We start from the raw sequence: 25,358 nt of genomic DNA, 5'->3' as shown, positions 1-25,358 counted from the left end.
CACGGACGCCGCGACGATGAGTTCGCCCACCGGAACCCGTCCTATCCAGTGACACGAACGGACTTGCTCGAGAGGAAGAGGCCATGAGCAGCAAGATGATCTTCATCAATCTCCCGGTCGCCGATCTGCACCGGTCGATGGCGTTCTACGAGGCGCTGGGCTGGAAGGTCAACCAGGAGTTCACCGACGACAACGCCGCCTGCATCGTGGTGGACGACAACATCTGCTTGATGCTGCTCATCAGGGATTTCTTCACCACGTTCAGCAAGCGCCCGGTGGTCGACACCAAAGCGGCGATCAACGCCGCGTACGCGCTCGCCCTCGGCAGCGCCGATGAGGTCGACAGCCTGACCGAGGCGGCGCTCGCTGCGGGCGCGACCGAAGAGGTGAACGAGGACAAGCGGGCGCAGGAGGCGCAGGTGGGCATGCACGGCCGCACCTTCATCGACCCGGACGGTCACCAGTGGGAGCCGTTCTGGATGGACTACCCGGGCGCGAACTGAGCCCGGCGAGGGGTCGCCCCCGATGCGTGCGCATCGGGGGCGTAGGGCTCGGGTGGAAACTCAGTTTCCGGTGAAAGAGGGCTTACGCTTCTCCGCGAACGCACGCGGCCCTTCCTTGGCGTCGGCCGAGCGGAATACGGACATGCCGAGCTTGGCGTCGATCTGGAAGGCGTCCTCTTCCGGCATGGCCTCGGTCTCCCGGATGGTGCGCAGGATGGCCTGCACGGCGAGCGGGCCGTTGGCGGCGATCTGTGCCGCGATCTCCAGCGCTTTGTCCAGCGCCGTCCCGTCCGGCACCACGTGCCCGATCAGGCCGATCTCCTTGGCCTCCGCGGCGCTGAGGTGCCGTCCGGTGAGCAGGATTTCCGCGGCGACGGTGTAGGGGATCTGGCGGACCAGCCGCACCGCCGAGCCGCCCAGCGGGAACAGGCCCCAACGCGCTTCGGAGACACCGAATTTCGCGCTCTCCCCGGCCACCCGGATGTCGGTGCCCTGCAGGATCTCGGTGCCGCCCGCGATGGCCGGACCCTCCACCGCCGCGATCAGCGGCTTGGTCAGTCTGCGGCCTTTGAGCAGCGCCTCCAGCTTGGCCGGATTCCACCCCCCGCCGTCGATGGTGTCGCCGGGGTGCTCGGAGGTCATGCCCTTGAGATCGGCGCCCGCGCAGAACGCGCCGCCGGCGCCGGTCAGGATCGCGACCCTGATGTCCGGATCTTCGTCCACCTGGTTCCAGGCGTCCTTCATGATCGCCATCATCTCGCCCGACAGCGCGTTGCGCGCCTCGGGCCGGTTCATGGTGACGATGAGGACGTGGTCGCGCTTCTCGACGAGGCAGTGCGGCATCGCTGATTCTCCTGACTTCCGAGCCTTGTCAGAAACAGTAACACGTTCTATTTTTATGGCTGTGAGCTACAACATAGCGGACCTTGTCGAACATGCCATCGACCTGATGCCCGACCGCGTCGCGCTGGCCGACGACGGCCGCGAGGTCACCTACGCCCAGTTGGAGGAGCGGGCCAACAAACTCGCTCACTACCTGCAAGAACAGGGAGTCCAGCCGGGCGACAAGGTGGGTATCTACTCACGCAACACGATCGAGGCCGTCGAGGCCATGGTCGCGATCTTCAAGGCGCGGGCCGTGATGATCAACGTGAACTTCCGTTACGTCGAGAACGAGTTGCAGTACATCTTCGACAACTCGGACATGGTGGCGCTGATCCACGAGCGGCGTTACAGCGACCGGGTCGCCGCGGTTCGGCCGAAGACTCCGCTGCTGCGCACCGTCGTCGTCGTCGATGACGATACGACCGGCGCCATTCCCACCGCAGCGGATTCGGTGGAATACGAAGCGGTCATCGCGCAGTCCTCCGGTGAGCGTGACTTCGGCGAACGCTCCCCGGACGACCTGTACATGGTCTACACTGGCGGCACCACCGGCATGCCGAAGGGCGTGATGTGGCGCCAGGAGGACGTATGGCGCGTGCTCGGCGCAGGCATCAACTTCATCACCGGCGAATACGTCCAGGACGAGTGGGAGCTGGCCAAGGTCGGCGCGGGCAGCCCGCCGATGGTGCGGTTCCCGATCCCGCCGATGATCCACGGCGGGGCGCAGTGGGCCACGTTCCACAGCCTGTTCGGCGGCGGCAAGGCCGTGATGCTCCCGGAGTTCTCCGGGCACGGCGTCTGGCAGGCCATCGACAAGCACAAGATCAACCTGATCTTCATCACCGGTGACGCCATGGCGCGCCCGATGCTCGACGCGCTGATCGAGGGCAATCCGGAAACCGGTCAGCCCTACGACCTTTCGAGCCTGTACGTGATGGCCAGCAGCGCGGCGCTGTTCTCGCCCGCGCTGAAGGACCAGTTCCTGGAGCTGCTGCCCAACCGGATGATCTCCGATTCGATCGGCTCCTCGGAGACCGGGTTCGGTGGCATCGCCATCGTCGCCAAGGGCGCGACGCACACCGGAGGGCCGCGCGTGAAGATCGACGCGTCCACCGAGGTGCTCGACGAGGACGGCAATCCGGTGCAGCCCGGCTCCGGCGTGGTCGGCATCCTGGCGCGGCGCGGGCACATCCCGCTGGGCTACTACAAGGACGAGGCGAAGACGGCCGCGACCTTCAAGGAGTTCAACGGCGTCCGCTACGCCATCCCCGGCGACTTCGCCCGCGTCGAGGAGGACGGCACGGTCACCATGCTCGGCCGCGGCTCGGTCAGCATCAACAGCGGCGGCGAGAAAATCTACCCCGAGGAGGTCGAGGGCGCGCTCAAGACCCACCCGGAGATCTTCGACGCGCTCGTGGTCGGCATCGACGACGAGCGCTGGGGCCAGCGCGTGGTCGCGGTGGTGCAGTGTCGCGGCGAGTCCCGCCCCACCCTCGAGGAGCTGCGCCCCATGCTCACCCAGGAGATCGCGCCCTACAAACTTCCGCGCAGCCTGTGGTTCGTCGACGAGATCAAGCGTTCCCCCGCGGGCAAGCCCGACTACCGCTGGGCCAAGGAACAAACGCAATCCCGCCCCGCCGACGACAATGCCGTGGCGAGCGCGAAGTAGCAGTGCGTGAAACGTGGTCGGCCACCGTTACTTATAACGGTGGCCGACCACGTTTCTGTGTCCTGTCAGCGGTTGGCGAGTTCCGACAGTTGGTAGGCGAGGCGGTGGCGGAAGGCCGGGATGCGGGACACGGTGCTGAGGACCAGGTTGCGCACGGTGCGGGCGGGGCGGGCGTGCAGGGTTGCCATCTTGGTCATGCGGTCGGTGAACGAGACGACGCCGAGGGCGACGGGGCGGCGGGTGGTTTCGTAGTCGTCCAGCAGGGTGTCCGGCTCGCCCGACAGCACGCGGGCCAGCAGCGGGCCGAGGGCGGCGGCGTCCTGGATGCCGGTGTTCATGCCCTGGCCGCCCGCCGGGCTGTGCACGTGGGCGGCGTCGCCCGCGAGCAGGATGCGGCCGCTGCGGTAGTGGTCGGCGACGCGGTGGTGCACGCGGAAGCGCGAGCTCCACAGCACTTCGCGAACCCGCACCGTGCCGCCGGGGCCGCGGGCGTCCAGGAGCTTCTGGATGTCCTCCGTGGTCGAGTGCTCGGGTGCCGTTTCCAAGGTGGCCACCACGCGGAAGCGGTTCGGCTGCTCTTCGTCGGGGAGCGGCGCGACCACCATGACGCCTTCCGGTGAAAGGTGCAGGGCCACTTCGTCGCGGGCGATCGGCCAGTCCATCCGCACGTCGGCGAGGACGAACGATTCCGGGTAGGTCGCGCCGGTGAATCCGATGTCGGCCTGCTCGCGCACGATGCTGTGCATGCCGTCGGTTCCGATGACGTAGTCCGCGCGGACACTGCCCGGCGTGCCCGCCTCGTCGGTGTAATCGACCGTGACGCCGTCGTTCTCTTCGGTGATCCGGGTGACCTGGTACGGCCGCTCGACCTCCCCGCCCGCCTTGCGCAGTCGCTTCAGCAGCACCGCCTCGGTGGTGTCCTGCGGGGTCATCAAGGTGTAGGGGTAGCGGGTCGGCAGTCCGTCGAACCCGATGGTCGCCAGGGTGCGCCCGCCGTCGTGGACGGTGAAGCGCGCGACGATGTCGCCGGTCGCGACCAGTTCGTCCGCGATGCCGAGCTGCTCGAGCACTTCCAGCGTTCTGGCGTGCACGACCGCGGCGCGCGAGGTGTTCGCGCCTTCGCTCAGTCGGTCCAGCAGGAGGAAATCCACCCCCGCGTCGGCCAGCGTGATGGCTGCGGTGAGTCCGGCGGGGCCCGCGCCGACGATCACGACGGAAGTGGTGGCGGGCAGCGGGTTCGGGGTGGCGTTCATCGGAACTCCTCAGGTCAACGTTTGTAGGCCAACGTTTGTTGACCTAACCGTAGGCCGATCTGGCTAGGAAGTCAACAGTTGTTGGCCTACACTTGTTGGCATGACCGTAGAGCCTGATCAAGCGCCCGCTCGCCGCTCGGACGCGACGCGCGCGGCGATCCTGGAAGCGGCCCGCGCGCGGTTCGCCGCCGAAGGTTTCCGCAAGGCCACCATTCGCGCCATCGCCGCGGACGCCGGCATCGACCCGTCCATGGTCATGCGGTACTTCGGCAGCAAGGACGGCCTCTTCGCCGCGGCGGTCGACGTCCGTCTCGATCTGCCCGACCTCGGTTCCGCGGACCCGGACACCCTGGGCGAGCAGCTGGTGCGCCGCTTCTTCGAGATCTGGGAAGAGCAGCCGAACGGGGAGGTGCTGCTGACGCTGCTGCGCTCGTCGATCACCGACGAGGCCGTCGCCGAACGCGTCCGCGCCATCTTCACCCAGCAGATATTGCCCGCCGTGCTGCGTTTCGGCGATCCCGCCGACGCCCCACGCCGGGGAGGTCTGATCGTCACGCAGATGCTCGGCCTCGCCCTTTGCCGCTACGTCCTGCGCCTGCCCCCGGTCGTCGCCCTCACCCGCGACCAGATCATCGCCGAGATAGCGCCCACCCTCCAGCGCTACCTGACGTCCGTCCCCGTCGACTGAAATCAGCTCGTGCAGGCCGGTCGGTACCTTCGAACGGTGGCCGACGATCCGCCCGCGCGTATCCAGAGCTCGGGCGCGTATGTGCTCGACCCGTGCCGCAAAGCGTTCGAAGACGCCGCCGACCACGTATTGCGGGTCAGCGCGGAGTTGAACCGGCGACTCGCCTGAAGTGCGACGAAAACGGCCCGCACGGCGTGTTGCCGTGCGGGCCGGATCGGCTACCGTGTCGTGCTCAGCCGGCCAGCAGCGCGCCGAGGGCGCGGAGGTGGTCGGTGCTCGCGCCGAGGGCGAACTCATTGTGTTTGGCGGCGGTGAAGTAGTTGTGCGCGATGTGGTCGCGGTCGATGCCGACGCCGCCGTGCACATGGACGACGGTGTGCGCGACGCGGTGGCCCGCGTCGGCGGCCCAGAACTTCGCGGTGTGCACGGCTTCGGCGGCGGGCAGGTCCTCCGACAGCAGCCAGGCCGCCTGGGTCACCGCGAGACGCAAGCCTTGCACGTCGATGTAGGCATCGGCGAGCCGCTGGGCCACGGCCTGGAAGCTGCCGACCGCCTTGCCGAACTGCTCGCGCTCCCTGGCGTAGTCGGCGACCAGCTCGAGCGCGCGCTCCAGGGTGCCGAGTTGCGCGGCGCTCAGTCCGAGCCAGGCGCGGGTGAGAATCCAGTCCAGGATCTCCGCTCCGTCGGCCACCGTGCCGACCAGTTCGGCGGGGGTATCGGTGAACTCGACCGCGAACTCGGGACTGCGGTCGACCACCTGCTGTGCGGTCACGGTCGCCACGGCGGGATCGACCAGGAACACCGCGGGGGTTCCGGAGACCGTGGCGGGAACCAGGATTCGCTCGGCCCGGTTCGCGAAGGGCACGGTGGTCTTGGCCCCGGTCAGGCGCCAACCGTCGTCTGTCTCGACGGCGGTGGTGGTCGGCGCGGCGGGTTCCCAGTTGCTCTCTTCGGCCAGCGCGACCGTCAGGATGACGCTTCCCTCGCCTGCCCGCGTGGCCATCTCCTGGTGCGCCGGGGAACCGAACCGAGCCAGCGCACCGGCGCCCAGCACGATCGACCACAGATACGGCACGGCCGCCAGGTGCTTGCCCAGCTCGCGCAGGATCGCGGTCTGTTCGAGCGAGCCGAGGTCGCTGCCGCCGACCGACTCGGGCAGCGCGGCCGCGAGCACGCCGGTCTCGGCCAGCGAGCTCCACAGCTGCTGATCGAATCGCTCGTCGGCCTTGTCGAGTTCGCGCAACCGGTCGGCGGTGACCAGCTTGCCGCACACCTCGCCGGTCAGCCGGCCGAGATCCAGTTGGGCTTCGGTGGGGGTGAAATCCATGGAAGTTCTCCCTGTTTCGATCAGCGCGCCGCGGCAGGCTGCTTGAGGGCGGTCATGGCGATGATGTCGCGCTGCACCTCGTTGGTGCCGCCGCCGAAGGTCAGGATGAGCGCGGCGCGATGCATCCGCTCCAAACGGCCGCGCAGCTGCGCGCCGGGGGAGTCCTGGCGCAGGTAGGCCTGCGGGCCGAGCACTTCCATGAGCAACCGGTACGCCTCGGTGGCCAGCTCGGTGCCGTAGACCTTGCACGCCGAAGCGTCCCACGGGCGCGGGGCCGCGTCGCCGCCCGCGTCGGCCCGGCTGGCGATCTCCCAGTTCAGCAGTTTGAGGTACTCGACTTTGGCGTGCACCTTGGCCAGATTGAGCTGCACCCACTCCCGGTCGATCACGCGGGAGCCGTCGCTCGCCTTGGTGTCCCTGGCCCACTCGACGGTCTGGCGCAGCGCCAGCGCCAGCGGCGCGGCCGAGGTGAGCGCGACGCGCTCGTGGTTGAGCTGATTGGTGATCAGCGCCCAGCCGCCGTTCTCCTGGCCGACCAGCGCGCTCGCGGGCACCCGGACGTCCTGGTAGTAGGTGGCGCTGGTGTCCGGCCCGGCCATGGTGTGCACGGGCGTCCAGGAGAAGCCCTCGGCGGTGGTCGGCACGATGAGCATGCTGATGCCCTTGTGCTTCTTGGCCGTCGGATCGGTGCGCACGGCCAGCCAGACGTAGTCGGCGTAGGCGATCAGGCTGGTCCACATCTTCTGGCCGTTGATCACGTAGTCGTCGCCGTCGCGCACCGCGGTGGTGCGCAGGCTTGCCAGGTCGGTGCCGGCGCCCGGCTCCGAGTAGCCGATGGAGAAGTGCAGTTCACCGGCGGCGATCTTGGGCAGGAAGAACTTCTTCTGTTCCTCGCTGCCGTAGTGCATGATCGTGGGCGCCACCGAGTTGATGGTCAAGAACGGCACCGGGGCGCCCGCGATCGCGGCCTCGTCGGTGAAGATCAGCTGATCCATGGTCGGGCGATCCTGCCCGCCGTACTCTTTGGGCCAGCCCAGCGCCAGCCAGCCGTCGCGGCCCATCTGCTGGACCACCTCGCGGTAGACATTGCCCTGCCCGTACTCGCCGGTCTGCGCGCTCAGGGCCTCCCGGCGCTCAGGGGTGATCAGCCGCGCGAAGTAGTCGCGCAGTTCCGCGCGCAGCTGCTCCTGTTGCGGCGTGTACGCAATGCGCATGGCAATACCTCATGCTCGTTGGATCGGGTTCCCCCGATCATTGCATATGGACTGAAACATGTTCCAGTATTGATACCGAATCCCCCCGATGACGCTCCGGTGGAGCGGATCGGCTTGTTAGGCTTCGGCCAGAGTGGTGGTAAAGGAGTTGCCATGAAGATCAGTGTCGATCCAGACCAGTGCGAAGCTAATGGAATCTGTGTCGGAATCGCCCCCGACGTGTTCGAACTCGATGACGAGGATGTACTGCACATCGCGGAAGCCGACGTGCCCCCCGATCGGCTCTCCGATGTCCGGGACGCCGTCGCCCAGTGCCCGAAGGCGGCGCTGCGGCTGCAGTGAACCGGGCCTTGCCGTAAGTTGGAACACGTTCTAGAGTCGGCCGCGTGAGCAATGATCTGAGCCTGGCGGGCCGTGTAGCGATCGTGACCGGCGGCGGCGCCGGACTTGGGCGGGCCGAGGCGCTCGCGCTGGCCGGGGCCGGCGCGTCCGTGGTGGTCAACGACCTCGCGGAGTCCGACGCGGTCGCCGACACGCTCGGCGCGATCCGTGCGCTCGGCGCCAAGGCGGAGTTCGTCGCGGGCAGCATCGCCGAGCGCGCCACCGCCGACGCGCTGATCCGCACCGCGGAGGAGTCCTTCGGTTCGGTCGACATCGTGGTCAACAACGCGGGCATCACCCGCGACCGGATGCTGTTCAACATGTCCGACGAGGACTTCGACGCGGTGCTCGCGGTGCACCTGCGCGGCCATTTCCTGCTGTCGCGCAACGCCGCCGCCTACTGGCGCGGCAAGTCGAAGCAGGCGGGCGCGCCGGTGTACGGCAGGCTGGTCAACACCTCGTCGGAGGCCGGATTGCTGGGCCCGGAGGGGCAGGCCAACTACGGCGCCGCGAAGGCGGGCATCACCGCGCTGACCTTGTCGGCCGCGCGGGCGCTGTCGCGCTACGGCGTGCGCGCCAACGCGATCGCCCCGCGGGCGCGCACGGCGATGACCGAGGCGGTGTTCAGCCCCGCCCCGGAGGGGGAGCCCGACCCGCTGTCGCCCGATCACGTCGCTCGGCTCGTGGCCTATCTGGCCTCGCCCGCGGCCGACGCGGTCAACGGGCAACTGTTCGTCGTCTACGGGGGGATGGTGGCGCTGATGGCGGCGCCCGTCGTCGAGCGCCGGTTCGACGCGGCCGAGGGGGAGTGGTCGCCGCGGGATCTGGCCGACACGCTGGGCGGCTACTTCGCCGATCGCCCCGACGGGCGGACCTTCTCGGCGTCTTCGCTGACCGAGTTGGGGTGAGCCGCGGCGGCTCGCCGCGGGCGCGCTACTGATCAGCTGTCCAACTGTTGATCATGTGATCGGTGCTTGGTAGACATAGGGACGGGTTATGTCCCACCTCACAAAGGTGGGATCATCACTCGCTGACACCGGTTCCAAATTTATATGCCGATCTTTCGAAATAATGCACGTCAAAAGTGTGAAAAGTGCTACCGGCAACACGGTGAACATGTTCTAATCGTTCCGGCGGTGCGGCCACGGTGAGATTCGCGCCGTGTGCTGTGTACGCCGGTGAGCAAGGAGGATCGCGATGAACGAGGTCCTTGCCGTGCCGTTGCGGGCCGTCGGCGGATTCTTCGAACTCACCGCCGATGTCGCACGTGCCAGCGTGCGCAGACCCTTTCAATGGCGCGAGTTCATCGATCAGTCGTGGTTCATCGCGCGGGTATCGATCGTGCCGACATTGCTGGTCGCCATTCCGTTCACCGTTCTGGTGAGCTTCACGCTGAACATTCTGTTGCGCGAGATCGGCGCGGCCGACCTCAGCGGAGCGGGCGCGGCGTTCGGCGCGGTCACCCAGGTGGGGCCGATCGTCACCGTGCTCATCGTCGCCGGGGCGGGCGCGACCGCGATCTGCGCCGACCTGGGCGCACGCACCATCCGCGAGGAAATCGACGCCATGCGAGTGCTCGGCATCAACCCGGTGCACCGCTTGGTGGTGCCACGGGTGCTCGCATCGATGTTCGTCGCGCTGATGCTCAACAGCCTGGTGTGCACCATCGGCATCGTCGGCGGATTTCTGTTCTCGGTGTTTCTGCAGGACGTGAACCCCGGCGCGTTCGTCAATGGCATCACGCTGCTCACCCATCTGCCCGAGTTGATCATTTCGGAGGTGAAAGCCGGATTGTTCGGACTGATCGCCGGACTGGTCGCCTGCTATCTGGGCCTGAATGTCAAAGGCGGACCCAAGAGTGTCGGTGATGCGGTGAATCAGACCGTAGTCTTCGCTTTTATGGCCTTGTTCGTCGTGAACGTGGTGGTCACCGCCGTCGGCATCAAGTTCACGGCGCGGTGATCCGATGGCCTTCGTAATCGAATCCCGCTTCCCCCGTACCGTTCGACGGGTGCGCCGGATGTCGGATTCGCTCGATTCGGTGGGCAAGCATGCCGTGTTCTATGCCCAGGCGCTCGGTTCCGTTCCGCGAGCTCTACTGCACTACCGCACCGAGACCATTCGGTTGATCGCCGAGATCAGCATGGGTTCCGGCGCGCTGGCGGTGATCGGCGGCACGGTGGTGATCGTCGGGTTCCTCACCCTCTTCGCGGGCGGCACCATCGCCGTGCAGGGCTACAGCTCGCTGGGCAACATCGGCGTCGAGGCGCTGACCGGCTTCTTCGCGGCGTTCATCAATGTCAGGATCGCGGCGCCGGTGATCTCCGGCATCGGCCTGGCGGCCACGATCGGGGCCGGTTCGACCGCGCAGCTGGGCGCGATGCGGGTCGCCGAGGAGATCGACGCGCTGGAGTCGATGGCGATCCGTCCGGTGCCCTACCTGGTCGGCACCCGCGTGCTGGCCGGGATGATCGCGATCGTCCCGCTCTACGCGCTCGCGGTGATCGCCTCGTTCCTGGCCAGCCGGTTCGCCACCGTGGTGATCTACGGGCAGTCGGCGGGCGTCTACGACCACTACTTCTCCACCTTCCTCATCCCCAGCGACATCCTCTGGTCCTTCGCCCAGGCGATCTTCATGGCGTTGGCCGTCATGCTGATCCACACCTACTACGGCTACAACGCCGCGGGCGGCCCGGTCGGCGTTGGCGTCGCGGTGGGCAACGCGGTGCGCGCCTCGCTGGTCGCGGTGGTCACGGTGACCCTGCTGATCTCGCTGGCCATCTACGGCACCTCCGGCAACTTCCATCTCTCCGGATAAGCGATATGGCGGAATCGAAGCAAACGGAAAACCGCCTGGTGCGGGCGCTGCGCGGCGGCCTCGGCCTGAAACTGGCCGGTGCGGCGATGGTGCTGGCGCTGGTCGCGATCGTGACGGTCGCGCTGATCATGTTCGTCGGCGGGTTCACCCCGACGGCCACCGTGACGGTGGACGCGCCGCGCAGCGGGCTGGTGCTGGACCCGGACGCCAAGGTGAAGATCCGCGGTGTGGAGATCGGCCGGGTGGCTTCGGTCGACCATACCGACGAGGGCGCCAGACTGAAGCTGGCCCTCGATCCGGAACTGCTGAAACTGGTGCCGTCCAACGCGGACGTCGACATCAGGTCCACCACGGTGTTCGGCGCGAAGTACGTCAACTTCATCGTCCCGCGGCAGCCGTCGTCCACGTCGCTGCGACCGGGCGCGGTCGTCACCGCGCAGCGGGTGACCGTCGAGTTCAACACCCTGTTCCAGCATCTGTCCGACGTGCTGGCCAAGATCGAGCCGGAGAAGCTGAACGCGACGCTGTCCGCGCTCGGCACCGCGCTGCAAGGCCGCGGGCAGAAGCTCGGCGAACTGCTCGAGCAGAGCGACGCCTATCTGCGTGACATCAACCCGTACCTGCCCACGCTGCAACAGGATCTGGCGAAGACCGGCCAGGTCACCGACCTGTACGCGGACTCGGTGAACGACCTGCTGCGCACCGTGGACAACTTCACGGTCACCAGCAAGACCCTGGCCCAGGAGCAGGACAGCCTGGACAACGTGCTGGTGAATCTCACCGGCTTGGCCGACACCACCGGAGCGGTCCTGCGCGAGAACGAGAATCAGCTCGGCACGGCCCTGGATCTGCTGCGCCCAACCACCGGGCTGCTCGACGAGTACGCGCCCGCGCTGTACTGCCTGATCGGCGGTCTCGGCAAGGCGCTGCCGCTGGGTGAGGCGGTCTTCGGCGGCCTGCAGGAAGGCGTCGCGCTGAACACCGGCTTCATGTACGGAGCGAAGCCCTACACCTATCCGGATGATCTGCCCAAGGTGAACGCGACCGGCGGCCCGCAGTGCGGCGGCATCCTGGACCGGGTGCCGGGCAGCCACTCGAACTATGTCGTCACCGACACCTCGGAGGGGCATGTGTACACACCGTCGACGACGCTGACCGTCAATCCGCCGAAGGTCTTCCAGCTCCTGTTCGCCGGCCTACCGGGGGTGCCGCGCCCGTGAGGAATACCGCGACCACCGTCAAACTGGCCGTCTTCACCTTGGTGATGACGCTGATCTTCGCCGGCCTCGCGGTCGTGTTCAGCCAGATGCGCTTCGCGCGCGAGAACGGCTACCACGCCGTGTTCACCAGTTCCTCCGGCATGCTGCCAGGGGCGAAGGTGCGCATCGCCGGCGTGCCGGTCGGCTCGGTGACGTCGGTGAAAGTCGGCAAGGACTATCTGGCGCACGTCGAGTTCGACGTCGATCGCAAGTACCGGCTGCTCACCAGCACCCGTGCGGCGATCAAATACGAGAACCTGGTCGGCGACCGCTATCTCGAGCTGTCGGAGGGACCCGGCTCGAACCGTGTCCTGCAGCCCGGCGGCACCATCGTCAAGGAGCAGACCGCGCCCGCGCTGGATCTGGACATGCTGCTCGGCGGTTTCCGTCCGCTGCTGCGCGGTCTCGACCCCGGCCAGGTGAACGACCTGACCAACGCGCTGCTGCAGATCTTCCAGGGCCAGGGCGGCACGCTGGTGTCCCTGCTCAACAGCGGCGGCTCGTTCGCCAAGACCCTCGCCGACCGGGACGCCTTGATCGGCAGCGTGATCAACAACCTCAACGCGGTGTTGCGGACCATCGATGAGCGTGGCGACCAATTCGCCACCACCATCGCCGAATTACAGCGCCTGATCAGCGGACTGGCCGCGGACAAGGACCAGATCGGCGACGCGCTGCCGCGCATCGCCGGAGCCACCGGCGACCTGACCGATCTGCTCTCCCAGGCCCGTCCCGACCTGCGCGGCACCATCGAGCAGACCGGCCGCCTTGCCACGAACCTCGACGCCGGGTCGGACACCGTCCAGTGGGTGCTGGACCGGCTGCCGTCGACCTATCGCCAGCTGATCCGCATCGGCTCCTACGGCTCCTTCCTCCAGCTCTACGTCTGCTCGACGAACTTCCTGGTGGACGGCCCGAACGGCCAGACGATGAAGGTCAATATGCCCGGGGCGCAGACGACCGGAAGGTGTGCGGACAACCGATGAACGAGCAGCGATCACCCGCCGTCACCATCGGCATCGTCGGCCTCGTGCTCGCGGTGGCGGTGGCGCTGTCGGCCCTGCAATTCGACCGTTTACCGTTCATCCGCTCCGGCGCGACGTTCACCGCCTACTTCGCCGACGCGGGCGGCCTGCTGCCCGGCGACGCGGTCCAGGTGGCGGGCGTGCGATCGGGGCGGGTGGAAGACGTCAGCCTGGACGGCGCGAAAGTGCTGGTCCGGTTCACGCTCGCGGAGTCGATCGTGCTCGGCGAGAAGACCTCGGCGGCGATCAAGACGAACACGGTGCTCGGGCGCAAATCGCTCGAGGTCACGCCGTCGGGTCCGGGCGCGCTGCGCGCCGACGACACCATCCCGCTCGAGCGCACCACCTCGCCGTACTCGCTCAACGAGGCGCTGAGCGAACTGGCGGGCACGGTGCACGACCTGGACCTGGACCGTGTCGACCAGACGCTGGACGTGCTCTCGGCGACCTTCGCCGACACTCCCGCCCCGTTGCGCTCCGCGCTGGACGGCGTCACCGCGCTCTCCCGCAGCATCAACGCGCGCGACCAAGCGCTGACGGATCTGCTGAAGCGGGCGCAGAACGTGACGAAGATCCTCGCCGACCGCGGCAACCAGATCAACGCGCTGCTGCTGGACGGCAACGAACTGCTCGGTGAACTGGACCGGCGGCGCACCGCGCTCGGGCAGCTGATCGTCTACGTCAACGGACTCGCCCAGCAGCTGTCCGGTCTGGTCGCCGACAACGAGGCGCAGCTGAGACCCGCCCTGGACAAGCTGAATTCGGTGGTGGCGCTGTTGCAGCGCAACAAGCAGAACCTCGCCGACGCGCTGGACGGGCTCGGCCCGTTCGCCGCGGCCCTCGGTGAACAGGTCGGCAGCGGCCCCTACTTCCAGGCGTACGTGATCAACGCGGCGAGCAAGACGTTGCAACCCCTGGTGGACGCGCTGGTGTGGCCGCAGCACCTGCCGAACGACTTGCAGAGCTATCTCACGCCCGCCCCGTCGATCGTTCCCGCGACCCAGGAGCCGCCGCGATGAGTGAGCGCAACACGGCCGCTTGCGCGGTCTTGCCGGAGCCGACCGTCAGCGAGGTGGACGTATGAGCGCGCTGAACGCCGTGCGAAGACTGCCGCGCTGGGCGCTGGTGCTGGCCGGCGTGGTCGTCGCGGCGCTGGTGGTCGCGGTCGCGTGGAACGGCATAACCCGGATCGGGACCACGAAGGTCACCGCCTATTTCCCGTCCACGTCGGGCCTGTACGCGGGCGACGACGTGCGGGTGCTCGGCGTCAAGGTCGGCCGCATCGATGCGATCGAGCCGGGCGCGGACCGGGTGAAGGTGACCATGACCCTGAATCGCGGGGTGGACGTGCCCGCCGACCCGAAGGCGGTGATCATCTCGCCTTCGCTGGTCTCGGCGCGTTTCATCCAGCTCGCGCCCGCCTACACCGGCGGCCCGAAGCTGAAGGACAACAGCGTGATCCCGATCGAGCACACCGCGGTGCCGGTCGAGTGGGACGACATCAAGGCCGAGCTGTCCAAGCTGGCCACCGCGCTCGGGCCGGTCGGCGACGACAAACAGGGGTCCTTCGGCCGCTTCGTCGACACCGCCGCGAACAACTTGGACGGCAACGGGCAGCGCTTCCGCGACACGCTGCGGGAGCTGTCTGCCACGTTGAGCACGCTGTCCGACGGCCGCACCGACCTGTTCGGCACCGTGCGCAATTTGCAGAAGTTCGTCGACGTGCTGTCGGCGAGCAACGAGCAGATCGTGCAGTTCGAAGGCAGGCTCGCGTCGGTGTCGTCGGTGCTGAGCGGCGTCTCGGCGGATCTCGGCGCTGGACTGGACAACCTGGACGCGGCGATCGTGGACGTGCGCCGGTTCATCGACGGCAGCGGAGCCGAACTCACCGAGGGGGTGCAGCGGCTGGCCGACGCCACCCAGGTGCTGGTCGACAAGCGCCCGGAACTGGAGCGCGTCCTGCACTCCGGCCCGACCGCGCTGGTGAACTTCTACCAGATCTACAAACCGGCCCAAGGGACCCTGACCGGCGCGATCGCGTTGAACAACCCGGCCGACCCGCTCGGCTTCCTGTGCGGCTCGGTGCGCGCGCTGGAGACCAACGACTCCGATCGCAGCGCCGACCTGTGCGCGCAGTACCTGGCGCCCGTGATCAACAGCCTGAGCATGAACTACGTGCCGATCATGGCGAACCCGGCCAGCGGCGTGACCGCGTTCCCCGACCAGTTGGTGTACACCGATCCCAGCCTGGCGGGGCGGGTGGCGAGCCAGAATCCGGCGCAGCCGCAGCCCGCGCCGGTGAGCATCCCGGACGGCCTCGCCGGACTGGCCATTCCGGGCGTGACAGGAGGAGGGCGATGATGCCGAGGCGGCGGATGCGCCGCACCGCCGCCGTCGCGGCGGGGCTGACGGTGGCGCTCGGCGTCGCCGGCTGTCAGTGGGACGGACTGAATTCGCTTCCGATGCCGGGCACCGAGGGCACCGCGCCCGGCTCCTACGAGGTGCGCATCCAGATGCCGAACGTCACCACGCTGACCAGGAATTCGCCGGTGCGGGTGCACGACGTGGCGGTCGGCACCGTGTCGAAGATCGAGGTGCAGGACTGGCACGCGCTGGTCACCGTCACGTTGAACCCGGACGTGCGCCTGCCCGCGAACGCCGTCGCCGAGATCGGGCAGACCAGTTTGCTCGGCTCCAACCATCTCGAGCTCTCCGAACCGACCGATCAGCCCCCCGAAGGCCAGTTGCAGGCAGGCGACGTCATCCCGCTGGCTCGCGCGGGCGCCTATCCGACCACCGAGCAGGTGCTGTCCTCGCTGTCGGTCGTGCTCAACGGAGGTGGCGTCGCGCAATTGGAGACCATCACCCACGAGCTCAATTCCGCGCTCACCGGGCGCGAGGACGCCATCAGGGACCTGCTGCCGCAGCTGAACGAGCTGACCACGAATCTGGACCGCCAGACCGGCGACATCATCGCCGCGATGAGCGGACTCGACCGGCTCGGCGGTCAGCTCGCCGAGCAGCGCGACGTGGTGGCGGCGGCGATCGAGCAGATCCATCCGGCGTTGACCGTGCTCGCCGATCGCCGCGCGAACATCACCAGGGCGATCACGGCGCTGGGCGAGCTGAGCGACGTCGTGCGGCGCATCGTCGCCGCCAGCGGCGAGGACCTGAAGGCCAACCTGCGCAGCCTCGTGCCGGTGCTGAAATCGCTGTCGGACACCGGCAGCGACCTGACCGAGGCGCTGAAGATCCTGGCGACCTTCCCGTTCCCGATGAAGAACCTGGATCACGCGATCAAGGGCGACTACCTGAATCTGTTCATGACCGTGGACATCACCGGCAAGCGGCTGGATTCGAACTTTCTCACCGGGACGCCGCTGGGCGGACGGTTCGGCGGCGTGGAAGGCGCGCTCGGCAGCTTCGCGCCGGGCACGGCCGCGCAGAACGGCGACCCGGCCACCGGGCCGTTGCAGGCGCCGCCGCCCGCGCCGAGCCAGCCGGCCCCGACCATTCCGGGACTGCCGCCGATCCCGGGCATTCCCGCCATTCCGGGGTTGACCGTGCCCATGCCGGGCGACACCGCGCCGCAAGGGGGTCCGGGACAGTGAAGCTCACCCGGTTCGTCCGTACCCAGCTGATCATCTTCTCCGTGCTGACGGTGGTCGGCCTGGTGGTCATGGGCGGCACTTACGTCAAACTGCCCGCGATGTTCGGCATCGGGCGCTACGAGGTCACCGTGAAACTCGCCGCGACCGGCGGGCTCTACCCGACGGCCAACGTCGCCTATCGCGGCACCAACGTCGGTGTGGTCAAGGAGGTCCGGCTGACGCCGGTCGGGGTGGACGCGAAGCTGTCCATCGCCAGCGACTACAAGATTCCCGCCGATGTGGACGCGTGGGTGCGCAGCGTCTCCGCGGTCGGTGAGCAGTACGTGGACTTGGTGCCCGCGCAGAACCGCACGGGCGGCAATCTGCGCGACGGCAGCGTGATCCCGGTGGAGCGCACCAAGTTGCCGCAGGATGTCGGCGCGCTGCTCGACCAAGCCGACCGGCTGCTGTCGAGCGTCGCGGACACCCGGTTGAAGCAGGTCATCGACGAGGCGTTCCTCGCGTTCAACGGCGCCGGACCGGACCTGCAACGGTTCATCGACTCCGCCTCGCTGCTGGTGCAGGAAGCACAGGCGAACGCGGAACCGACGAAGCGACTGCTCGATCAGATCGGGCCGCTGCTGGACACCCAGACCCGCTCGGATGCCGCGATCCGTTCCTGGACCGCCGATCTCGCGACGGTCACCGACCAGTTGCGCGGGCACGACCCCGCGCTGCGTGGCATCCTGCGCGACGGTCCGTCCTCGATGCAGCGGGTGACCAACCTGTTCGAGGACCTGCGTCCGACCCTGCCGCTGCTGCTGTCGAATCTGGTCAGCGTCGGGCAGGTCGCCGTCACGTATCACGCGGGGCTCGAGCAGATCCTGGTGGTCTATCCGCCGCTGGTCGCCGCGCTGCTGACCGCCGTTCGCGGTCCGCTCGAATACGGCGCGCTGGTCGACTTCATGGCGCTGGTCAACGACCCGCCCGCGTGCACGACCGGTTTCCTCCCGCCGGACCAGCGGCGCTCGCCGAGCGAACTCGACACCCCCGACACGCCGCCCGGCCTGTACTGCAAGGTGCCGCAAGACGCTCCGGAGGCGGTGCGCGGCATCCGCAACACGCCGTGCGCCGAGGTGCCTGGCATGCGCGCCCCGACGCCGGAACTGTGCCGCACGGGGTACGTTCCGATCGGCGACAACCCGCCGTTCGGGCCGCCGCACCCGGTGGCGCCCGCCGCGGCGCCCGCGCAAGAGCCCCCGGTCGTCGCACCGGCGAGTTACGGCGGCGGCACACCGGCCGCCGCGCGGTCGTACGACCCGGCCACCGGCGTCTACATCGGCCCCGACGGTCGGACATACCGGCAGGGCGATATCGGACCGAGCGGTTCGGGCACGGTACCGTCGAGCTGGCAGGCGATGCTCGAGGAGCAGCAACGATGAGTGAGAGCAACGGAGAAGGTCACCGCACCCGACGGCGTGCGGTGCGCTCGGCCGGGCCTCCGGTCGAGGAGAACGCGACCGGCGGCGTGCCGGCGGTGACCGTGCGGGCCCCCGTCGCCACGACCGGTATCGACGTCAAGGACAGCGAGCCGAGTTCGGCTGCCGCGGAGCCGAAGACCTCGTCCGACCAGCCACTGCCCGCCGACGCGCCGAAAGTCTCTGTGCGGAAAGCCGACCCAGAGCCGGCTTCCGAGACAACACCGGCCGAGCCCGCCCGCAGCGAGCGGCGTGGCCTCTCGCGCATCCTCGCCACGGCCGCGGCGGCGCTGCTGGTCGTCGTGCTCGTGACCGGTGCGGTCGTCTCGGCGCTCGTGATGCACCGGGCGCACGAACGCGACGAGCGCCGCGCGGAATACGTGGACACCGCCAGGCAGGCGATCGTCAACCTGACCACTATTCGCGCCGACACGGCCAAGCAGGACATCGACCGGATCCTCTCGCTGGCCTCGGGGGAGTTCAAGACCGAGTTCGACGGCCGGGTGGACCCGTTCACCAGCATCGTGCAGCAGGCCAAAGTGGTCTCCAGCGGCGAGATCGTGGAAGCCGCCCTGGAAAGCGACGACGACTCCTCCGGACGGGTGCTGGTCGCCGCCAAACAGACGCTGACCAACGCGGGCCAGGCCGAGCCGCAGACCAGGTACTACCGGTTCCGCGTCACCGTGTCGCGCGGCGATTCCGGGCTGACGGTGTCCAACGTGGAGTTCGTGGCATGAACGGTCAGGCCCGGAGGCGGCAGCGCAGCGTGACCACGCAGGGCCCCGTTCATGCCGGAATCGGACAGAGCATGAACGGTCAGGCCCGGAGGCGGCAGCGCAGCGTGACCACGCAGGGCCCCGTTCATGCCGGAATCGGACAGAGCATGAACGGTCAGGCCCGGAGGCGGCAGCGCAGCGTGACCACGCAGCGCCCCGTTCATGCCGGAGAGGACACAGCATGAACGGAATTCGAGCCAAGATCCTGCTCGCCCTGCTCGGCGTGGTAATCGCCGCGGCCGCGGTGGTCGGGGGCGTCAACGGTTACCGGTACTGGGACCGTGCGCAGAGCGAGCAGGCGCGCAAGGACGCGGTCGCGACGGCGGGACGCACCGTCGAGGCCATGTTCACCTACACCCCGCAGACCGTGGACACCGAACTGCCCAAGTCGGCCGACAACCTCACCGGCGACTTCCGCGCCGACTACTTGACACTGATCGAGAAGCAGATCGCGCCCGGCGCCAAGGAGAAGCAACTCACCGTCACCGCGACCACCCAGGCGGCCGGTGTCATCTCCGCCGACCGCTCCCACGCGCAAGTCCTGCTGTTCCTCAACCAGGTGATGACGAGCAAGGACACCCCGCAGGGCACCACGACCGGCAGCCGGGTCCGGGTCTCGCTGACGAAGTCCGATTCGCACTGGTTGGTGTCGGCGGTGACTCCGGTCTGACGCCGCTGCGGCCCCGCTAGGACGACGCCGGTGTGCGCGGTAGCCGCACCGTGAACGTCGTCCCGGCCTCGGGCGAACTCCGCACGCCGACCTCGCCGCCGTGCGCCGTCACCAGCGCCTGCACGATGGACAAGCCGAGCCCGGTGCCGCCGCTGCTGCGGGCGCGGGAGGTGTCGGCGCGGTAGAAGCGCTCGAAGACGCGTTCGGCGTCCTCCGCCGCCAGGCCGGGACCGGTGTCCGCCACCTCGAGCAGCACGTCGTCGGGGCCTGGAGTGAGCAGTACCGTCACCTTCGCGTCGGGCGCGGTGTGCGTGAGGGCATTGTTCAGCAGATTGCCAAGGACTTGGCGCAGCCGTGCCTCGTCGCCGATCACCTCGAGCGTCCCCTCACCGGGCTCGATCTTCAGCTCGATGGTGCGGACGGGCCCCTCGCAGTGTCCGGCGGCGACCACGGCGCGCGCGTTGTGCACCCCGTCGCTGGCGACGGCGAGCAGGTCCACCGGGCCGAGTTCCAGCGGGCGCTGGGCATCCAGCCGCGCGAGCATCAGCAGGTCTTCCACGAGCACGCCCATCCGCTGGGCTTCGCGCTCGATCCGGTCCATGAACGCGGCGGGGTCGTCGGTGGCTCCCTGGCGATACAGCTCGGCGAAGCCGCGGATCGTGGTCAGCGGCGTGCGCAACTCGTGACTGGCGTCGGCGATGAAGCGGCGCATCCGCTCCTCGGAGCGGCGCGCCGCCTCCTCGGAGGCGGCGGTCGCGGTGAACGCGCGCTGGATCTGCGCCAGCATCCCGTTCAGCGATCTGGACAGCCGGTCGACCTCGGTGTTGGTGTCGCGCACCGGCACCCGGCGGTGCAGGTCGCCGCGGGCGATGGCCGCGGCGGTGCTCTCCACCCGGCGCAGCGGCCGCAGACTGCGCCGCACCACGAAGTACGCGAGCACCGCCAGCACGGCCAGCACCACCGCCCCGACGATCAGCTCCAGCACCACGAGCCGGTGCACCGTGTCGGTGTTCTGCGTGAGCGGCAGCGCCACCGTCGTCGTGCCCTCCGGTGTGCGCAGCGTCAGCACCCGCCACCGGATGGCGCCGCCGTTCGCGGAGTCGACGGTGTACGGGCCGGAGGGCGGGGTGTCGGGCAGGCTCGGCTCGGCGTCGACAGCGAACGCCGGGATGAGGAACAAGCGCCCGTCGGCGCGGATCGAGCGCACCCAGAACTGACTCGGAGCGTGGCGCGGATCGGGCGGCAAGACCGGGGGCGGCGGCCCGCGCCGGGACCATTCCATCGCGCCACCGCGCAACTGCTGGTCGGTGCGGTCGGTCAGCTGCTGCTCCAGCGCCGAGGTGACCACAAGGCCGGAGACGAGCAGCCCGAGCCCCGCCGTGAGCACCAGCAGGACCATCAGCGTCACCCGCAGCGGAACGGCGGACAGCCAGGCGGAGACCTTCGCCCGCACTGCGCCGCTGCGGCCCGGACTCATGAACCGCTCTTGCGGTGGGGCGCGCGCATCACGTAGCCGACGCCGCGCAGCGTGTGGATCAGCCGGGTATCGCCGGTGTCGACCTTCTTGCGCAGGTAGGAGACGTAGGTTTCCACGACGCCGACCTCGCCGCCGAAGTCGTAGCGCCAGACGTGGTCGAGGATGCGCGGCTTGCTCAGCACGGTGCCCGCGTTGACCATGAAGTAGCGCAGCAGCGTGAACTCGGTGGGCGAGAGCGCGACCGGCTCGCCCGCCTTCCACACCTCGTGGGTGTCGTCGTCGAGTTCGATGTCCTCGAAACGGAGGCGCGAACTCTCCCGCTGCGGAGCGGCGTGCCCCGCGCGGCGCAGGATCACCCGCAGCCGGGCGACGACTTCCTCCAGGCTGAACGGCTTGGTGACGTAGTCGTCGGCCCCCAGGGTGAGACCGGTGATCTTGTCCTGTACGTCGTCGCGCGCGGTCAGGAACAGCACGGGCGCGTCGATCCCGTCGGCACGCAACCGGCGCAGCAGACCGAAGCCGTCCATGCCCGGCATCATCACGTCCACGATCAGCGCCTGCGGACGGAAGGTGCGCGCTTTGTCCAGCGCCTGCGCGCCATCGGACGCCGTGTCGACCTCGAAGCCCTGGTAGCGCAGACTCACCGCGAGCAGTTCGACGATCATCGGCTCGTCATCGACCACCAGAACCCTGGCCTCGGGGGTCTGCACGGGGGCGCCACTCATGGCTACATCGTCCGCTCTCGGGCTGCGATGTCGCTGGGCCGAAGCTGGGAGCTTCCTGTGAACGCCGGAATTCAGCGCGGCTCACGGTCCTCCGGGTAGACGTCGTCGTCGGTCAGCAGCGCGCTGCCCGCGACCTGGTCCTGCGCCAGCGCGTCGAGGAAGGCCCGCGCCCAGCGATCCACGTCGTGGGCCAGCACCTGTCTGCGCAGCGAGCGCATCCGCCTGCGTTTGACGTCGCGCTCGTCCTCCAGCGCCGCGACGATGGCGTCCTTCACGTCGTCGAGGTCGTGCGGGTTGCACAGGTAGGCCTGCCGCAGCTCGGCCGCCGCGCCCGTGAACTCGCTCAGCACCAGGGCGCCGTTGAGCCCGCTGTGACACGCGACGTATTCCTTGGCGACCAGGTTCATGCCGTCGCGCAGCGGCGTCACCAGCATCACGTCGGCGGCGACGAAGAACGCGACCAGCTCGTCGCGCGGGATCGGGCGGTGCAGGTAGTGCACCACCGGGTAGCCCACCCTGGCGAACTCGCCGTTGATCCGGCCGACCTGGCGTTCGATGTCGCCGCGCATCTGGATATAGCTCTCGACCCGCTCCCGGCTGGGGGTGGCGAGCTGGATCATGACCGTGTCCGCGGGGTCGATCCGGCCCTCGACCAGCAGTTCTTCGAGGGCGTTGAGGCGGATGTCGATGCCCTTGGTGTAGTCGAGCCGGTCCACGCCGAGCAGGATGTTCTTCGGGTTGCCCAGCTCGGCGCGGATCTTCGCGGCGCGCTCGCGCACCGACCTGCGCCTGGAGTGCTCGTCCAGTTCGGCGGAGGCGATGGAGATGGGGAACGCGCCGACCCGCACCGTGCGGAAGCCGACCTGGACGACGCCGAGCTTGGAGCGCACACCGACCGAACCGCGCGAGGTCGGCTGGCCGGCCAGCCTGCGCGCCAGGTAGAGGAAGTTCTGCGCGCCGCCGGGCAGGTGGAAGCCGATGAGGTCGGCGCCGAGCAGGCCCTCCACGATCTCCGTTCGCCACGGCATCTGCATGAACAGCTCGACCGGCGGGAACGGGATGTGCAGGAAGAACCCGATGGTGAGATCCGGGCGCAGCATGCGCAGCATCTTGGGCACCAGCTGCAGCTGATAGTCCTGCACCCACACCGTCGCGCCCTCGGCGGCGACCTTGGCGGTGGCCTCGGCGAAGCGCCGGTTCACGGTGACGTAGGCGCTCCACCACCTGCGGTCGTAGACCGGCCGCACGATGACGTCGTGATAGAGCGGCCACAGGGTGCCGTTGGAGAAGCCTTCGTAGTAGTCGGCCACCTCGTCCGCGGACAACGGGACCGGATGCAGTTCGAGGCCGTCCTCGATGATCGGGTCCACATCGACGTTCGGGACGCCCGCCCAGCCGACCCACGCCCCCTTGTTGTTGCGCAAGACCGATTCCAGCGCGGTCACCAGACCGCCCGGACTGCGTTTCCACCGGGTGCTGCCGTCGGGCAGGCGTTCGAGGTCGACGGGGAGCCGGTTGGCGACGACGACGAAACCGGAGCCCGCGCCGGAGCCGGTGGTTTCCGCCGCGGCGTCAGCAGTCGAGGTGCCTGCGGCGTGCTCGGAATCGTCGGACGGATTCATCTGGTCCACTCACCGCATCCTTTGCGCGTTGCTGTATCCCGCTGGAGTTGTGTGGTCGACGTCGCCGTTGGCGTCGAGAACGAGGTTATTCGCCCCGAGCGTTCGGTCCAATACCCAGCATGGACAACAACATCCGGCATTCGTCCGCGTCTTCGGCGTAGGCCGCGACCACCCGCTGCGCCTGACGCGCGGTTTCGTCGGCGAGCGGTTCCAGATCGTCGTCCGCAATGTCGTTGGCGCTGCCCTTCACGGCCATCGTCAAGTCCTCCCGGCTCAGTGCGCACTTACCCTGCGAAAAATCAATGGTATGCGACGCTGGGAGGTGCGCTTGCCGCGGCGTTGGCGCGAGCGCGCCACGACCCCCGGTCCGCGCACCTTCCGCGCTGGTCCCTATACCGTGGGGAGCGCAGCACCAACTCCACGAAAGGGTCGATATGCCGCTGGCCACGGTGAACGGGATTTCCCTCAACTATCAGGTGAAGGGTGACCGCGCCAAGGGATCGGCGCCGCTGGTGGTCATGATCATGGGCACCGGCAGTCCCGGCCGGGTGTGGGAGCTGCACCAGGTGCCCGCGCTGGTCGCGGCAGGCTACCGGGTGTGCACCTTCGACAACCGCGGGATCGCGCCGTCGTTCGAGGCCGCGTCCGGCATGACCATCGACGACCTGGTCGCCGACACCGCCGCGCTGATCGAGTTCCTGGACGAGGGCCCGGCGCTGGTGGTGGGCACCTCGATGGGGGCGCGCGTGGCGCAGGAGCTGGCGCTGGCCCGCCCCGACCTGGTCCGCAAGGCCGTGTTCATGGCCGGGCACGGGCGGCTGGACCAGTTCCAGAAGACGCTGTCGCTCGGTGAACACGAACTCGACGCGAGCGGGGTGAAACTGCCGCCGAAATACGAGGCGGCGATCACCGCGGTCATGAATCTCTCGCCGGCGACCATGGCCGAGCCGAACGCCGCGCGCGACTGGCTCGACCTGTTCGAGTTCACCGGAGGGCCGGTCTCGCCGGGCATTCGCGCCCAGCGCAGGATGGATCACGATTTCGACCGGGTGCAGGCCTACCGGGCGATCCGGGTGCCATGTCTTTCGGTCGGATTCGCCGACGACCGGATGATTCCGCCGTATCTGTCCAGGGAGATCGCCGAGGTCATTCCGGGTGCGCGGTACCAAGAGGTACCGGATGCCGGGCATTTCGGATATTTGGAGCGGCCGGAAGCGGTGAACAAGATTCTCCTGGACTTCTTCGCGGCCTGATCGCGAGTCGGCCGAGGTCCCAGCATAGGTAACCGCCCAGGCGTAACGTCTTGCTTGCTAGTGTCGAAACAACGCTCGGGGTCTCTCGGCGCCAGGGGTTGGCAGCAACCCGGCACCGTGCGAACCAGGAGCGATCCCGTACATAGCGCCAGTATCCAGTGAGGTGAAATTGAGCACCAACCCCTTCGATGATGAAGACGGCCGCTTCTTCGTCCTGGTCAACGACGAGGAACAGCATTCCCTGTGGCCCGCCTTCGCAGAGGTTCCGGCCGGATGGCGAGTCGTGTTCGGTGAGGACAGCCGCGCCGCCTGCGTCGAGTACGTGGAGAAGAACTGGACCGACATGCGTCCGAAGAGCCTGCGCGACGCCATGGCCGCGGACGACGCGGCTCGGCAGGGCTCGGTCTGATCGGCAGCGCTCGATCTGCCGCGCTCCGGCGCGGCGTGTTCGCGGCCCCCTGATGGCTCACGTCCGAGTGGCCGCCGCTCGCGACTTCGTCGCGGACGCGGCGGTCACTCGGCTGTGAGCCGAAAGCGGTTGTCGGGCCGGTGGGCCGCGTTCGGTGCCGAACGCGAATCCGTTGTGATGCGGACGGCGTGCCGGGCTATGATGACAACCGCTTTCCCGCCTCCTTAGCTCAGTGGTAGAGCACTCGCCTTGTAAGCGAGCGGTCGTCAGTTCAATCCTGACAGGGGGCTCCATCCAGCCGCTGCGCGGCTGTAGCTCAGTGGTAGAGGCCGTGCA

Annotated in this window: 26 protein-coding genes and 1 tRNA gene; 19 read left to right on the top strand and 8 right to left on the bottom strand. The window is 68.4% G+C overall.

Annotated elements, in window-relative coordinates:
- Positions 1-83: 83 nt before the first annotated feature.
- On the top strand, positions 84-503 hold the full coding sequence (locus ACH49X_RS27160) for a VOC family protein (protein ID WP_357206615.1): 420 nt from the start codon (positions 84-86) through the stop codon (positions 501-503).
- A gap of 60 nt (positions 504-563) precedes the next feature.
- Here the strand turns inward: ACH49X_RS27160 and ACH49X_RS27155 are convergent, their stop codons facing one another.
- Positions 564-1,346, bottom strand: coding sequence for a crotonase/enoyl-CoA hydratase family protein (locus tag ACH49X_RS27155; protein WP_195078121.1), 783 nt, complete (start codon positions 1,344-1,346; stop codon positions 564-566).
- A 61-nt stretch (positions 1,347-1,407) separates the two neighbouring features.
- Here ACH49X_RS27155 and ACH49X_RS27150 point away from each other — a divergent pair, with 61 nt between their 5' ends.
- A complete protein-coding gene (locus ACH49X_RS27150; protein WP_357110224.1) occupies positions 1,408-3,057 on the top strand; it encodes an acyl-CoA synthetase in 1,650 nt (549 codons plus the stop codon).
- A gap of 65 nt (positions 3,058-3,122) precedes the next feature.
- Here ACH49X_RS27150 and ACH49X_RS27145 read toward each other — a convergent pair whose 3' ends face one another.
- The gene (locus ACH49X_RS27145) at positions 3,123-4,310 is read right to left on the bottom strand and encodes an FAD-dependent monooxygenase (protein WP_357206613.1); all 1,188 of its coding nucleotides are present in this window, start codon (positions 4,308-4,310) and stop codon (positions 3,123-3,125) included.
- Positions 4,311-4,410: 100 nt separating this feature from the next.
- Here ACH49X_RS27145 and ACH49X_RS27140 point away from each other — a divergent pair, with 100 nt between their 5' ends.
- Complete coding sequence (locus tag ACH49X_RS27140; RefSeq protein WP_357206611.1) at positions 4,411-4,998, top strand: TetR family transcriptional regulator; 588 nt, start codon at positions 4,411-4,413, stop codon at positions 4,996-4,998.
- Positions 4,999-5,034: 36 nt separating this feature from the next.
- Positions 5,035-5,166, top strand: coding sequence for a hypothetical protein (locus ACH49X_RS27135; RefSeq protein WP_323124117.1), 132 nt, complete (start codon positions 5,035-5,037; stop codon positions 5,164-5,166).
- 64 nt (positions 5,167-5,230) lie between these two features.
- Here the strand turns inward: ACH49X_RS27135 and ACH49X_RS27130 are convergent, their stop codons facing one another.
- Both ACH49X_RS27130 and ACH49X_RS27125 read right to left on the bottom strand, forming a co-directional pair.
- Entirely contained in the window at positions 5,231-6,325 is a 1,095-nt protein-coding gene (locus ACH49X_RS27130) for an acyl-CoA dehydrogenase family protein (protein WP_195078126.1), read from the bottom strand.
- Positions 6,326-6,345: 20 nt separating this feature from the next.
- Positions 6,346-7,539, bottom strand: coding sequence for an acyl-CoA dehydrogenase family protein (locus tag ACH49X_RS27125; RefSeq protein WP_195078127.1), 1,194 nt, complete (start codon positions 7,537-7,539; stop codon positions 6,346-6,348).
- 153 nt (positions 7,540-7,692) lie between these two features.
- Here ACH49X_RS27125 and ACH49X_RS27120 point away from each other — a divergent pair, with 153 nt between their 5' ends.
- The 12 genes from ACH49X_RS27120 to ACH49X_RS27065 all read left to right on the top strand — a co-directional run bounded on the left by ACH49X_RS27120 (position 7,693) and on the right by ACH49X_RS27065 (position 19,536).
- Entirely contained in the window at positions 7,693-7,881 is a 189-nt protein-coding gene (locus tag ACH49X_RS27120) for a ferredoxin (RefSeq protein ID WP_195078128.1), read from the top strand.
- 44 nt (positions 7,882-7,925) lie between these two features.
- Positions 7,926-8,828, top strand: coding sequence for a 3-oxoacyl-ACP reductase (locus ACH49X_RS27115; RefSeq protein WP_357110209.1), 903 nt, complete (start codon positions 7,926-7,928; stop codon positions 8,826-8,828).
- 289 nt (positions 8,829-9,117) lie between these two features.
- Positions 9,118-9,882 (top strand): ABC transporter permease, encoded by a 765-nt coding sequence (locus ACH49X_RS27110; RefSeq protein WP_067795040.1) that lies wholly within the window; start codon positions 9,118-9,120, stop codon positions 9,880-9,882.
- A 4-nt stretch (positions 9,883-9,886) separates the two neighbouring features.
- Entirely contained in the window at positions 9,887-10,738 is an 852-nt protein-coding gene (locus ACH49X_RS27105) for an ABC transporter permease (protein ID WP_039794910.1), read from the top strand.
- Between the two features lie 5 nt (positions 10,739-10,743).
- Positions 10,744-11,958 carry an MCE family protein gene (locus tag ACH49X_RS27100; protein WP_195078130.1) on the top strand — a complete coding sequence of 405 codons (1,215 nt, stop codon included), beginning with the start codon at positions 10,744-10,746 and terminating at the stop codon, positions 11,956-11,958.
- Positions 11,955-12,983, top strand: coding sequence for an MCE family protein (locus tag ACH49X_RS27095; RefSeq protein WP_195078131.1), 1,029 nt, complete (start codon positions 11,955-11,957; stop codon positions 12,981-12,983). The genes ACH49X_RS27100 and ACH49X_RS27095 overlap by 4 nt, the downstream gene beginning before the upstream one ends.
- On the top strand, positions 12,980-14,041 hold the full coding sequence (locus tag ACH49X_RS27090) for an MCE family protein (RefSeq protein WP_195078132.1): 1,062 nt from the start codon (positions 12,980-12,982) through the stop codon (positions 14,039-14,041). Before ACH49X_RS27095 ends, ACH49X_RS27090 begins: the two co-directional genes overlap by 4 nt.
- A 61-nt stretch (positions 14,042-14,102) precedes the next feature.
- Positions 14,103-15,383, top strand: coding sequence for an MCE family protein (locus ACH49X_RS27085; protein WP_357206609.1), 1,281 nt, complete (start codon positions 14,103-14,105; stop codon positions 15,381-15,383).
- Positions 15,380-16,633 (top strand): MCE family protein, encoded by a 1,254-nt coding sequence (locus ACH49X_RS27080; protein WP_397071175.1) that lies wholly within the window; start codon positions 15,380-15,382, stop codon positions 16,631-16,633. Before ACH49X_RS27085 ends, ACH49X_RS27080 begins: the two co-directional genes overlap by 4 nt.
- Entirely contained in the window at positions 16,630-18,054 is a 1,425-nt protein-coding gene (locus tag ACH49X_RS27075) for an MCE family protein (RefSeq protein ID WP_195078134.1), read from the top strand. Before ACH49X_RS27080 ends, ACH49X_RS27075 begins: the two co-directional genes overlap by 4 nt.
- Complete coding sequence (locus ACH49X_RS27070; RefSeq protein ID WP_357110195.1) at positions 18,051-18,827, top strand: hypothetical protein; 777 nt, start codon at positions 18,051-18,053, stop codon at positions 18,825-18,827. The genes ACH49X_RS27075 and ACH49X_RS27070 overlap by 4 nt, the downstream gene beginning before the upstream one ends.
- 220 nt (positions 18,828-19,047) lie before the next feature.
- Positions 19,048-19,536, top strand: a complete 489-nt coding sequence (locus ACH49X_RS27065) for a h domain protein (RefSeq protein ID WP_357206604.1) — start codon at positions 19,048-19,050, stop codon at positions 19,534-19,536.
- Between the two features lie 16 nt (positions 19,537-19,552).
- On the opposite strand, the gene ACH49X_RS27060 is transcribed toward ACH49X_RS27065, so the two are convergent.
- The 4 genes from ACH49X_RS27060 to ACH49X_RS27045 all read right to left on the bottom strand — a co-directional run bounded on the left by ACH49X_RS27060 (position 19,553) and on the right by ACH49X_RS27045 (position 23,616).
- Entirely contained in the window at positions 19,553-21,013 is a 1,461-nt protein-coding gene (locus ACH49X_RS27060; protein WP_357110192.1) for a HAMP domain-containing sensor histidine kinase, read from the bottom strand.
- Positions 21,010-21,738, bottom strand: coding sequence for a response regulator transcription factor (locus ACH49X_RS27055; RefSeq protein WP_195078138.1), 729 nt, complete (start codon positions 21,736-21,738; stop codon positions 21,010-21,012). Before ACH49X_RS27055 ends, ACH49X_RS27060 begins: the two co-directional genes overlap by 4 nt.
- Positions 21,739-21,809: 71 nt before the next feature.
- The gene (locus ACH49X_RS27050; protein ID WP_195078414.1) at positions 21,810-23,360 is read right to left on the bottom strand and encodes a trehalose-6-phosphate synthase; all 1,551 of its coding nucleotides are present in this window, start codon (positions 23,358-23,360) and stop codon (positions 21,810-21,812) included.
- Between the two features lie 85 nt (positions 23,361-23,445).
- On the bottom strand, positions 23,446-23,616 hold the full coding sequence (locus tag ACH49X_RS27045; protein WP_168434172.1) for a hypothetical protein: 171 nt from the start codon (positions 23,614-23,616) through the stop codon (positions 23,446-23,448).
- 178 nt (positions 23,617-23,794) lie between these two features.
- Here ACH49X_RS27045 and ACH49X_RS27040 point away from each other — a divergent pair, with 178 nt between their 5' ends.
- The 3 genes from ACH49X_RS27040 (at position 23,795) to ACH49X_RS27030 (ending at position 25,315) form a co-directional block, all read left to right on the top strand.
- Positions 23,795-24,613, top strand: a complete 819-nt coding sequence (locus ACH49X_RS27040; RefSeq protein ID WP_067795070.1) for an alpha/beta fold hydrolase — start codon at positions 23,795-23,797, stop codon at positions 24,611-24,613.
- 169 nt (positions 24,614-24,782) lie between these two features.
- Positions 24,783-25,022, top strand: coding sequence for an MbtH family protein (locus ACH49X_RS27035; RefSeq protein ID WP_067795192.1), 240 nt, complete (start codon positions 24,783-24,785; stop codon positions 25,020-25,022).
- A 218-nt stretch (positions 25,023-25,240) separates the two neighbouring features.
- Positions 25,241-25,315: transfer RNA gene (locus tag ACH49X_RS27030), tRNA-Thr, on the top strand.
- The last annotated feature ends 43 nt before the right edge of the window (positions 25,316-25,358 follow it).

The sequence above is a fragment of the Nocardia sp. NPDC019323 genome (genome assembly GCF_044389845.1).
In the GTDB taxonomy this organism is placed as follows: domain Bacteria; phylum Actinomycetota; class Actinomycetes; order Mycobacteriales; family Mycobacteriaceae; genus Nocardia; species Nocardia implantans.
Note: the sequence above shows the minus strand (reverse complement) of the source record. Positions and strands in the feature narration are given on the sequence as shown.

Bases quoted from the DNA above. Each gene is read 5' to 3' on its own strand.
- ACH49X_RS27160 (WP_357206615.1), top strand. From the start codon at position 84: ATGAGCAGCAAGATGATCTTCATCAATCTCCCGGTCGCCGATCTGCAC.
- ACH49X_RS27155 (WP_195078121.1), bottom strand. From the start codon at position 1,346: ATGCCGCACTGCCTCGTCGAGAAGCGCGACCACGTCCTCATCGTCACC.
- ACH49X_RS27145 (WP_357206613.1), bottom strand. From the start codon at position 4,310: ATGAACGCCACCCCGAACCCGCTGCCCGCCACCACTTCCGTCGTGATC.
- ACH49X_RS27140 (WP_357206611.1), top strand. From the start codon at position 4,411: ATGACCGTAGAGCCTGATCAAGCGCCCGCTCGCCGCTCGGACGCGACG.
- ACH49X_RS27130 (WP_195078126.1), bottom strand. From the start codon at position 6,325: ATGGATTTCACCCCCACCGAAGCCCAACTGGATCTCGGCCGGCTGACC.
- ACH49X_RS27125 (WP_195078127.1), bottom strand. From the start codon at position 7,539: ATGCGCATTGCGTACACGCCGCAACAGGAGCAGCTGCGCGCGGAACTG.
- ACH49X_RS27120 (WP_195078128.1), top strand. From the start codon at position 7,693: ATGAAGATCAGTGTCGATCCAGACCAGTGCGAAGCTAATGGAATCTGT.
- ACH49X_RS27110 (WP_067795040.1), top strand. From the start codon at position 9,118: ATGAACGAGGTCCTTGCCGTGCCGTTGCGGGCCGTCGGCGGATTCTTC.
- ACH49X_RS27105 (WP_039794910.1), top strand. From the start codon at position 9,887: ATGGCCTTCGTAATCGAATCCCGCTTCCCCCGTACCGTTCGACGGGTG.
- ACH49X_RS27100 (WP_195078130.1), top strand. From the start codon at position 10,744: ATGGCGGAATCGAAGCAAACGGAAAACCGCCTGGTGCGGGCGCTGCGC.
- ACH49X_RS27090 (WP_195078132.1), top strand. From the start codon at position 12,980: ATGAACGAGCAGCGATCACCCGCCGTCACCATCGGCATCGTCGGCCTC.
- ACH49X_RS27085 (WP_357206609.1), top strand. From the start codon at position 14,103: ATGAGCGCGCTGAACGCCGTGCGAAGACTGCCGCGCTGGGCGCTGGTG.
- ACH49X_RS27080 (WP_397071175.1), top strand. From the start codon at position 15,380: ATGATGCCGAGGCGGCGGATGCGCCGCACCGCCGCCGTCGCGGCGGGG.
- ACH49X_RS27070 (WP_357110195.1), top strand. From the start codon at position 18,051: ATGAGTGAGAGCAACGGAGAAGGTCACCGCACCCGACGGCGTGCGGTG.
- ACH49X_RS27065 (WP_357206604.1), top strand. From the start codon at position 19,048: ATGAACGGAATTCGAGCCAAGATCCTGCTCGCCCTGCTCGGCGTGGTA.
- ACH49X_RS27060 (WP_357110192.1), bottom strand. From the start codon at position 21,013: ATGAGTCCGGGCCGCAGCGGCGCAGTGCGGGCGAAGGTCTCCGCCTGG.
- ACH49X_RS27055 (WP_195078138.1), bottom strand. From the start codon at position 21,738: ATGAGTGGCGCCCCCGTGCAGACCCCCGAGGCCAGGGTTCTGGTGGTC.
- ACH49X_RS27050 (WP_195078414.1), bottom strand. From the start codon at position 23,360: ATGAATCCGTCCGACGATTCCGAGCACGCCGCAGGCACCTCGACTGCT.
- ACH49X_RS27045 (WP_168434172.1), bottom strand. From the start codon at position 23,616: ATGGCCGTGAAGGGCAGCGCCAACGACATTGCGGACGACGATCTGGAA.
- ACH49X_RS27040 (WP_067795070.1), top strand. From the start codon at position 23,795: ATGCCGCTGGCCACGGTGAACGGGATTTCCCTCAACTATCAGGTGAAG.